This window comes from Actinomycetota bacterium, assembly GCA_030776725.1.
Taxonomy (GTDB): domain Bacteria; phylum Actinomycetota; class Nitriliruptoria; order Nitriliruptorales; family JAHWKO01; genus JAHWKW01.
On record JALYHG010000041.1, the window covers coordinates 1 to 9,332 of the forward strand.

The following is a 9,332-nucleotide window of genomic DNA, read 5'->3' on the forward strand; positions in this document are numbered from 1 at the left end:
GCGGTGGCCCACCGCCGGCTCACCCGGTTCAGCGCCGGGGGGAACGCTGGTGGCGGCCCGTCCAGGAGGCGACGCAGCACGGCGAGCGGTCCGGTTGTGCGGCCCATGCCCACAGCTGAGCACGGCCTCGCAGTTCGTGGCGATCCGAAGCCTGCCAGCCTGTGGACAGGCCTGCTCAGCCGCCCGCCGTCCGTGCGCGCTTCGACTGGCTACGGCTGGTCGCGGCCATCCTGTTCATCGCAGTGGGGATCGCGGTCGGCGCGGAGGCCGTCCAGGAGATCCGGGGCTGAACGCCACCACCTGCCGTGGCCCGTTCGCGCGCTAGGCGCTCTGTTTCTCACCGCCGCTCGACGAGTCTCCCGCCTGACCCTTCTTGCCCTCAGAGGCCGTCGCCTTCTTGGACGCCCGATCCGCCTTGGAGGCGCCATCCGCCTTCGAGTCACCATCCGCCTTGGAGTCGCCATCCGCCTGCGGCGTCTTCGGCTCGCCACCGGACGACCTCGCGTAGTCCTTGATGTGCCAGCCCGACCCCTTGAAGACGATGCCTGCAGCGCTGAACACCTTCCGGAGCCGGCCGTGGCAGGCGGGACACTCGGTCAGGGCGTCGTCGCGGAACGACTGAACCACCTCGAGGTGCTCGCCGCAGTCACGGCACGCGTACTCGTACGTCGGCATGTCGCACAACTCCTCGCTACGAGGCTCGGCCGGTGCTCCAACGGCTTCCCACGCAGACAGTTGGCGCTCGCAACGAGCCTGGCAGTGGCCTGCACCGAGTGCCAACTGCTCCAGGGTACGTGATGTTCCCACCGCCGGCTCAAGCGACGTCCGGCCGGGCGCGGATGACGCCCTCCTCGGTGACCACGACATCAACCAGTTCGTCGTGCGGCGAGCTCGGAACCTCGGCGACCAGCTGGCAGGCGAAGCAGAACCCGATCCGGGTGATGTCGCGCGGAAGGGCCGCCAGCAGCCGATCGTAGTGGCCGCCGCCTTGCCCGAGCCGGCCACCGCGCCGATCGAACGCCACCCCTGGGAGCACGATCGCGGCCACCCCCGCAGGGTCGACCGCCGGTCCCAACGGCTCGCGGACGCCCCGGTAGCCGGTCGACAGTGCATCCAGGTCGGGGGTCGCGACCAGCACGAGCTCGGTGGCCTCGACCCGCGGCAGAGCGATCGCCACCCCACGTCGCAGCAGCGTTCGCGCAGCCGGGAGCGGGTCAGCCTCGTTGCCCAACGGGGCGTAGAACGCCACCAGACGCCGACCCGTCAGCTCCGGCAGCTCGAGCAGGTGACGGGCGGCATCGGCGGAGGCGCGGGCGCGTTCAGCGGGCACCAGGTCGGCGCGACGGATGCGGCCGTCGCGGCGCAGCTCACGCTTCCGCCGCGTGACCTCCTCCACCGTCACGTCGGCGTCCTTCCGGCAGTTCCCCGCCGACAATCGTAAGGTGCGGCTTCCGACCGAGGAGACCGGGTGAGCCTCCGGATCCGGCTGACCGTGTACTTCAGCATCATGGTGATGCTGCCGTTGACGGTCGCTGCGGTCGCCGCCCGTGCGGTCCTGATCCGCGAGCTCGAGACCCGGGCCACCGATCAGCTGACGCTGGGTTTGCAGAGCGTCCTCGAGCAGGTCGAGCTGGTCCGGGAGCGGGCCGGCGATCTCGCCGAGGACCTCGCGGCCCGGGAGCGGGCGCTGGGAGCCGCGTTGAGCGACGGCGACGCCGCAGCGGTGCGCGCCGCGGTCGAGAGCGCGTTCGGCGGGCGTGGACGTGCCGACGTCGTCGTGGTGACCGATGAGGGCGGGGCGGTACTGGCCGCCCGCACCGAGCCCGCCCAGGTCCTCGCCGATGTCGAGGTCCCCGACGAAGCCACGCTGGCAGCGGCGGCCACGCAGGGGCGGACGACCCCGTTCGTGGTGGGCCGGGCCAGGGTGGTCGAGGACGCCGGGGGCCGCACCCTGGGTTGGATCCTGGCGGGGCGTTGGGTCGACCGACGCCTCGCCGAGGAGCTGAGCGGCTCCCGGTTCGACCTGACGTTGTTCGTGGACGAACAGCCGGTCGCGACCACGACCGGGGCCGACCTCGCCGGCACCGATGCTGGACGAAGCCCCGCCGAGATCGTCGCCGCCACGCTCGACCAGGCGATCGTGCAGTCGGTCGCCGTCGACGACTGGAGCATCGTCGCCAGCAGCTCCCGTGAACCGATCGGTGCGGCGCGGCGGTGGGTGACGCTGGCGACGATCGCGATCCTGGCGGTCGTGGCCTTGACCGCCGCGGCACTGGGTTGGCTCGTGGCCCAGGTCGTCGTCCAACCGGTCCGAGAGCTGGCCGCCGCGGCCCGCGATGTGGCTTCTGGCGACCTCGACCGCCGCATCGACGTCCGAGGTCGCGACGAGCTCGCGGTCCTCGGCGCGGCGTTCAACGCGATGACCGACAACCTGCGCGGCCAGGTCCAGGAGCTGGAGCGCTCCCGCGACGCGCTGCAGGACTCCCTGGACCGCCTCGGTCAGACCCTGTCGTCGACGCTCGACCTCAACCGGACGCTGGCGGCCGTGGTCGAGGCGGCCAGCGCAGCGCTCACCGCGGAGCGCGCGGCGCTGTTCATGCTGGCGCCCGGCCGGAGCGAGCTCTACGTCAAGGTCGCCAGGGGGCTGGCTCCGGACGAGGTCGACCGCACGGTCGCGATGGGCTCCGGCGTGGTGGGGTGGGTGGCGCAGACCGCGTCGGTGGTGCGACTGCCCCAGGACGCCGACGAGGTGCCCGCCCCCGACCCCGGCGAGCCGACCGCGGACGCGTTGCTCGCCGTGCCGCTGTTCAGCCCCGAACTCGGCCAGCTGATCGGCGTCCTGGTGCTCTACGACCGGGCTGACGGGGCGCCGTTCGACGCCGCCGACCTGTACACGCTGCGCTCGTTCGCCGCGCAGGCGTCGGTCGCGATCGAGAACGTCCGCCTGCACCAGGCCACCCAGCAGGCGTCCATCACCGATGGCCTCACCGGGCTGTGGAACCTGAGGTACTTCCGTCAGCGGGCGGAGGAGGAGGTCGAGCGGGCCGCGCGGTTCGGGCACGACCTCGCCATGATCATCCTCGACATCGACCACTTCAAAGCCGTCAACGACCGCTACGGCCACCCGGTTGGCGACACGGTCCTCATCGAGGTCGCACAGCGCGTATCGGCGCAGGTCCGGGAGGTCGACACCGTGGCCCGCTACGGCGGGGAGGAGTTCGTCCTGGTCCTGCCCGAGACCGACCTCCAGGGCGCCGCACGCACTGCGGAGCGGATCCGACAGGCGGTCGGCGCGTCACCCGTCGAGACGGAAGTGGGCGATCTGTGGGTGACGGTGTCGTTGGGTGTGGTGGGGACGCGGGGATCTGAGCGGTCCGTGGACGAGTTGCTCCGCGCAGCCGACCAGGCGATGTACGCGGCGAAGCAGGCGGGACGCGACCGGGTCGTGACCGCCGATGAGGTCCCGCCACGGGTGGCGTCCGAGACGGCGTGAGGGCCGCACGGGCCGCCTGGTCAGGTCAGAACCGGCCGGGACGCACGCCTCGGCCCTACGCTCACGGGCTGAACCGTCGAGGAGCCCCCGTGAGCGACGATCACGCGGCCGTTGGCGTCCGCAAGGCTGTCCTGCCCGCAGCCGGGTACGGCACCCGTTTCCTGCCGGTGACCAAGGCGCAGCCGAAGGAGACCCTGCCGGTGCTCGACCGGCCGGCGATCCAGTACATGGTCGAGGAGGCCGTCCAGGCTGGCCTGGACGACATCCTGGTCGTCACCGGGCGGAACAAGCAGGCGATCGCGGACCACTTCGACCGCAACCCCGAACTCGAGGACGTCCTCAGCGGCAAGGGCAAGCAAGAGGAGCGCGCGGAGGTGATCCGCCTGGCTGAGCTCGCACACATGTACTACGTCCGCCAAACGCAGCAGCTCGGGCTCGGCCACGCTGTCCTGCAGGCGCGCCAGCACGTGGGCGATGCGGCGTTCGCCGTGCTGCTCGGTGACGACATCGTCGACCCCGACGAGAAGCTCCTCGAGCGCATGATCGAACTGTTCGAACGTCACCGCCGCCCCGTCGTCGCCGTGATGTCGGTCCCCGCCGAGCAGGTCAGCTCCTACGGGATCGTCGAGGCCGATCCGCGACGCGGTGAGGACGGGGTGTACGACGTGCACGACCTGGTCGAGAAACCCGACGCCGAGGACGCACCGTCGGACCTCGCGATCATCGGACGCTACGTCCTGGGCGCCGACGTCTTCGAGGTGCTCGCCGAAACCGAGCCCGGCGAGGGCGGCGAGATCCAGCTGACGGATGCCCTGCGGACGCTGGCGCGCCGTGACCCGATCACCGCGGTCGAGTACACGGGGCCGCGGCACGACATCGGCGACGTCATCGGCTTCCTCAAAGCCAACGTCGCGCTCGCCGCCGACCGCTCCGACATCGCCGAGCCCTTCTTGGAGTGGCTGGAGGAGTTCCTGGCCGAACGGCGGAGCCGGACGTGAGCGACCCGGTCGCCAGCGGTGTCGGGGGGCTGACCGGCACCGACGTTGCGGCGCGGGACGACATTGTGGCGGTCGACGCCTACCGCGACCGGATCCTGGCCGACCTCGAGCCACTCGAACCGATCGAGCTGCGGTTGCCTGACGCGCTCGGGCTGGTCCTCGCCGAAGACGTGGTGCCGTCCGAGAGTCTCCCGCCGTTGCGTAGCGCCGCGGTCGACGGGTACGCGGTTGTGGCCGCCGACGTGACCGAGGCCAGCGCCGACCAGCCGGTGCGCCTCCGCGTCGCAGGCCAGGTTCGGGCTGTGCCCGGCGTCCCGCCGAAGCTCCAGCCGGGCACAGCGCTGGCGATCATGACCGGTGCACCGGTCCCCGACGGGGCGGACACGGTGGTGCCAGCGGAGACAACGCATCAGGAGGGCGCCGTCGTGGCGATCTCCGTGGCACCGCCGCCGGGATCCAACATCCGAGACGCGGGCGAGGACATCACGGCCGGCACCCGTCTGATCCGTGCCGGCCGTCGGCTCCGCCCGGGAGACATCGCCGCGCTGGCAGCGTTAGGTCACGCCCCGGTGCGCTGCTACCCCCGTCCCCGCGTCGTGATCCTGTCCACGGGCAGCGACCTGGTCGCTCCCGAGCAGTCGCCGTCGCCGGGGACGATCCGTGACTCCAACGGCCCGATGCTGGCAGCGCTGGTCCGCCAGGCCGACGCCGTGGCGTTCTGGGCCGGCATCGTCGCCGACGACCGGCGGGCGCTGATCGACGCGTTCGACTCCAACATCGGCCACGCCGATGTGATCGTCACCACGGGCGGCGTCAGGGCCGGGGCCTACGACCGCGTCCGTGACGTCCTGGCCATGCTCGGTGAGGTCCATGCCGCCACGGTGGCGATCGAACCGGGAGGGCCCCAGCTGTACGGCCGGGTGCGGGGCGTCCCGGTGTTCGGGCTCCCGGACCAACCCGCGTCGGGTTTCGTGTCGTTCGAGGTCGTCGTGCGTCCCGCGCTGCGCCGCCTGCAGGGCCGGCGCGACCTGTCACGCCCCACCGTGAGCGCGCGGCTGACCGACGCGGTCGTCACCCGGCCGGGCAGGCGCACGTTCCTGCGGGTGCGGTTACGGCAGGACGCCAGCGGCTGGTCGGCGTCGCTCACCGGACCGCAGGGAGCAGAGGCGATCAGCTCGCTCCTCGCCGCCGACGGGTTGGCAGAGATCCCCGAACAGCGCACCGACGTCCCCTCCGGAACCCGGGTCACGGTTCACCTCCTCGTCGAGCCGTAGAGGCGGCGGTCCTGTCGACTGACGTCCCCGCGGTCGGTGCCGCTGGCCTGGGCAGGCATGGCGTCGCGCGCCGGCTGCGGCGACTCGCACCGTCGCGGGTGCTTCGGCGCAGCGGGGGGCTGGTGATACCGTCGGCGCGGGTCCGACCAGGGCCCGTGGGCCGCGGGGAGGGGCACACCTGGTGAACGGCGCATGGGTGATGCTGCTGGCGCTGATCTGGGGTGTGGTGCTGCTCCCCGGAGCGCTACGGGCGCGCCGGTCGTCGCCGACGACCAGTGTCGGCACCTTCGAGCGGGCCATGGACGTCCTGGCCCGTCGCGATGTCGGCGCCGGCGGTCGCTACATCTACGTTCCGCGCGACGCTGGCCGCATCGTCGACGAGCGGAAGCGGCGACGCAGTTCCGTGCTGACCCAGCGCCGGCGCATGTTCGTCCGGCTGCTGCTGGCCACGGCGGTGAGCCTGCCGCTCGCGTTCACCGTGCGTGGGCTGGCATGGTCGGTGTTCTTCGGGTCGGCGGCGCTCCTCGCCGGGTACGTCAGGCTGCTGCTGCGGTGGAAGCGCCGGGTCGACCGCGTCGCGCCGATCGTGCGCAGCCTGCCCGACGGTGACGTCGTGGCCCGCGACGTGGGATCCGACGCGGCCTACGCGGCCTACGCGGCCTACGACGTGGGATTCGACCGCCTGCCGGTGGCGGTGGGCGCCGGGGGGCCGATGGAGACGACCGGCGGCATGCAGGTGGCGCGTCACGGCAGCGAACCATGGCAGCCTCAGTCGAGTGTCCGCATCCGCCGCTGGGACGAGTAGGAGTGCGACTCCCGACCGCGGGCGGTATCCGAGTGAGTCAAGGCGACGACCTGCTGGAGTCATCGACCGCTGTCCGACGCTCGCGCTGAGACGCCCGACCTGGCTAGCGTGACCGAGCCGGTCCGCAGCCGGTTCGTGCACCGACACGAGTCGCGTGAGGCCGCCTTCCGGGCTTCGCGGGATGCCATCCGCGCGGCAGCGAACGCGATCCGGGCGATCCACCGGGGTGAGGTCGACCGGGCGCGCACGCTGATCCGCGAGTCCCGTGAGCAGCTCCACCGCGCCGTCGCTGCCGCTGGTGACCAACCCGAGGTGTTGTACGGCGGCTTCCTGCAGGACGCGGCCAAGGAGTACGCCGAGGCCTACATCACCGCCGCGGCCGTGACCGGCGAGGGCTGGCCGACGCCGGCGGAGGTCGGCGTGGACGACGGCTCGTGGCTGCATGGCCTCGCCGAGACGGTCGGTGAGCTACGCCGCCACTGCCTCGACCGGATCCGCCACGAGGACCTGGGCGCCGCCGAGGGTGCTCTGGAACGGATGGACGAGATCCTCGCCACACTGGTCACGATCGACGTCCCGGACGCGCTCACCCGCGGGCTACGTCGGGCGACCGACGGGGCGCGGGCGATCACCGAGCGCACCCGCGGTGACCTCACCACCGCACTCGCTCAGCGGCGACTGCGCGCTGCGCTGGATGCGCACCGCCAGACGCTCGAGGTCGCCACTGGGCAGCGGGAACCGGACGGTTGACGTCGCGTTGCACCCAACGTCGGCACGTCGCCGCAGGCGGTGGCCCGTAGCATGTCACCGGTGGCGTCGGTAGTATCCGAACGCCCGTTTCGCGGGTTGTCCGGGGGTGTAGCTCAGCCTGGCAGAGCGCTTCGTTCGCAACGAAGAAGTCGTCGGTTCAAATCCGATCACCTCCACGCCCAGAACCGCCTCCTACGGGGCGGTTCTCGCCGTTTCCCATGACTGCCTTTCGTTCAGTTGCGTACTAAGTACGCAAAAAGTACGCACGGAGCTGGTCAGCACGGCTGCTACGAAGCGGCTGAGAAGCACTTGTCCACAACCGTCGTGTCACACGATGGGGCCGTGGATGGCCTCCATAGGCGATGGGAGAGCCAGCACTCGAACCACCCGGCGTCGCGATGCCGACGCTGTGGCGCGCAGCGGACGTGGCTCACTTCTACGGCGTGGACGAGTCGACCGTCCACCGCTGGGAACGGGCGGGGCGGATCCGCCGGTCGCGCCGCGACCCGGGCGGGAAGAAGTACTGGATTCGGCGCGAGGTGATCGCGGACGCGCTCGACATGCAGCCCCCGGGCATGGAGGCGGTGCCTGTCGTCGCTGCGGACGACCTGGTCGCCGCTACCCGGAAGACCAGACGTCGGCGGTGACACCATGACGTCACCCAACGGCATCCCGGTCCCCAAGCTCGTTCGTGACGCGCTGCGCCTCGAGGGTGCATACGACTTCGGTCTCGGGGTCGTGCTGCGTGCTCCCACCGACCGGACGGCAACAGGAGCGTCGGCGTCGTACCGGGTCGAGTACCGGGTGGAACCGGTCGTGCCGGGCCGGCCGCTGTCCCGGAGGAAGGAGGCCTACGCCCGCGACCTCGACAAGGCCTACGCAAAGGCGGAAGCCAAGTTCGCCGAGATGAATGAACGGGTCGGTGGGACCTACGTCGCGTACGCGACCGACCTCCCCTTCGGCGACGTCGTCGAGCAGTGGTACGCCTCCCCGCATCCCCGATGGGGCGTCAACTACCCGTCGAAGGTGCGCAGCCTCATCCGCTGCTGGATCACCGGCTCCGACATCACCATCCCGCGGGCCCGCGGTGGCGCCGTGCCCATCGCCGACATCCCCATCGGCGCCCTGACCGCCAATGACTACAACCAAGCACTGGAACACGTCCGTCGCGCCCGCGCCCACCGCACCTACACCGAGGTCCACGGTCTCGTCGTCCAGATCATCAAGTGGGCCGTCGCCAACCGCTTCCTGCGTTCCACGGACCTCACCATCACGCACCAGATGCCGCTCGCCGTCTCCGACCAGGACACGGTCTCCGGTCGTGGCAGCGCACGCGCGGTGCCGGAGGAGGAGATCCCGCCGCCCGAGCAGATCGACGCCCTGGCGGATACGGCTCTGGAGCTGTTCGGCCATCGTCTCCGGATGCAGATCTACCTGCTCGCCTACACCGGCATGCGGATCAGTGAGTGCCTCGCACTGCGCAACGACGACCGGTTCGTGCTCGATGGTCGAGACGGATGCTGGCGCATCCACATCCGCGAACAGGTCCACAAGTCGAAACCGCGGACCTTGCCGCCGAAGTGGCGCAAGACCCGCTGGGCGTTCGTGCCACACTGGCTCAGCGCAGAGCTGTCAGAACTGCTCGACGGGACCGGCGCCGGCGCACCCCTGTTCGCTTCGCCCGGTCGCAAGGTCCGAGGGCCTGAGGACGCGCTGCGGCGCGTCGGCAGGGGCCTGCATCCCTACAACAACTGGCGTGAGCGGCGATGGGAACCCATCGCCGAGCGGACGCCTGGCTGGCCGGAGCGAGAGGACTGGTGGCCACCTGACGCCGGTACAGCTCCGGCCGGAGCCCAGAGTCAGCGGCGGTGGCAGTGGTCCGCACACTCGCTACGGCACGCGGCCGCCACCTACCAGCTCAACGTGCTCGGCCTCGACCCTGACGACGTCGCCAAGTTCCTCGGCCACCGCTCCGGCGTGCAGGTGTGGGAGATGTACGTCCGGGTCCGTCC

9 protein-coding genes and 1 tRNA gene are annotated in these 9,332 nt (G+C 71.3%); 8 read left to right on the forward strand and 2 right to left on the reverse strand.

The window, feature by feature from the left end:
• Positions 1 to 321 precede the first annotated feature (321 nt).
• The gene (locus tag M3N57_01545; GenBank protein ID MDP9021389.1) at positions 322 to 675 is read right to left on the reverse strand and encodes an FmdB family transcriptional regulator; all 354 of its coding nucleotides are present in this window, start codon (positions 673 to 675) and stop codon (positions 322 to 324) included.
• Positions 676 to 814: 139 nt separating this feature from the next.
• Entirely contained in the window at positions 815 to 1,402 is a 588-nt protein-coding gene (locus M3N57_01550; protein MDP9021390.1) for a 5-formyltetrahydrofolate cyclo-ligase, read from the reverse strand.
• A gap of 66 nt (positions 1,403 to 1,468) precedes the next feature.
• Between M3N57_01550 and M3N57_01555 the strand changes: the two genes are divergently transcribed.
• The 8 genes from M3N57_01555 to M3N57_01590 form a co-directional block, all read left to right on the forward strand.
• The gene (locus tag M3N57_01555; GenBank protein ID MDP9021391.1) at positions 1,469 to 3,493 is read left to right on the forward strand and encodes a diguanylate cyclase; all 2,025 of its coding nucleotides are present in this window, start codon (positions 1,469 to 1,471) and stop codon (positions 3,491 to 3,493) included.
• Between the two features lie 89 nt (positions 3,494 to 3,582).
• Positions 3,583 to 4,491 (forward strand): UTP--glucose-1-phosphate uridylyltransferase GalU, encoded by a 909-nt coding sequence (gene galU / locus M3N57_01560; protein MDP9021392.1) that lies wholly within the window; start codon positions 3,583 to 3,585, stop codon positions 4,489 to 4,491.
• Positions 4,488 to 5,765 (forward strand): molybdopterin molybdotransferase MoeA, encoded by a 1,278-nt coding sequence (locus M3N57_01565; GenBank protein MDP9021393.1) that lies wholly within the window; start codon positions 4,488 to 4,490, stop codon positions 5,763 to 5,765. The genes galU and M3N57_01565 overlap by 4 nt, the downstream gene beginning before the upstream one ends.
• Before the next feature lie 181 nt (positions 5,766 to 5,946).
• Positions 5,947 to 6,570 carry a hypothetical protein gene (locus M3N57_01570; GenBank protein ID MDP9021394.1) on the forward strand — a complete coding sequence of 208 codons (624 nt, stop codon included), beginning with the start codon at positions 5,947 to 5,949 and terminating at the stop codon, positions 6,568 to 6,570.
• A 108-nt stretch (positions 6,571 to 6,678) separates the two neighbouring features.
• Positions 6,679 to 7,320 carry a haloacid dehalogenase gene (locus tag M3N57_01575; GenBank protein ID MDP9021395.1) on the forward strand — a complete coding sequence of 214 codons (642 nt, stop codon included), beginning with the start codon at positions 6,679 to 6,681 and terminating at the stop codon, positions 7,318 to 7,320.
• Positions 7,321 to 7,422: 102 nt separating this feature from the next.
• Positions 7,423 to 7,496: transfer RNA gene (locus tag M3N57_01580), tRNA-Ala, on the forward strand.
• Positions 7,497 to 7,682: 186 nt separating this feature from the next.
• The gene (locus M3N57_01585) at positions 7,683 to 7,967 is read left to right on the forward strand and encodes a MerR family DNA-binding transcriptional regulator (protein MDP9021396.1); all 285 of its coding nucleotides are present in this window, start codon (positions 7,683 to 7,685) and stop codon (positions 7,965 to 7,967) included.
• 4 nt (positions 7,968 to 7,971) lie between these two features.
• The coding region (locus tag M3N57_01590; GenBank protein MDP9021397.1) for a site-specific integrase at positions 7,972 to 9,332 on the forward strand (1,361 nt) is incomplete at its 3' end.

What these genes read in the sequence shown, in the direction of transcription:
- M3N57_01545 (MDP9021389.1), bottom strand. Translation starts at nt 675, where the DNA reads ATGCCGACGTACGAGTACGCGTGCCGTGACTGCGGCGAGCACCTCGAG.
- M3N57_01585 (MDP9021396.1), top strand. Translation starts at nt 7,683, where the DNA reads ATGGGAGAGCCAGCACTCGAACCACCCGGCGTCGCGATGCCGACGCTG.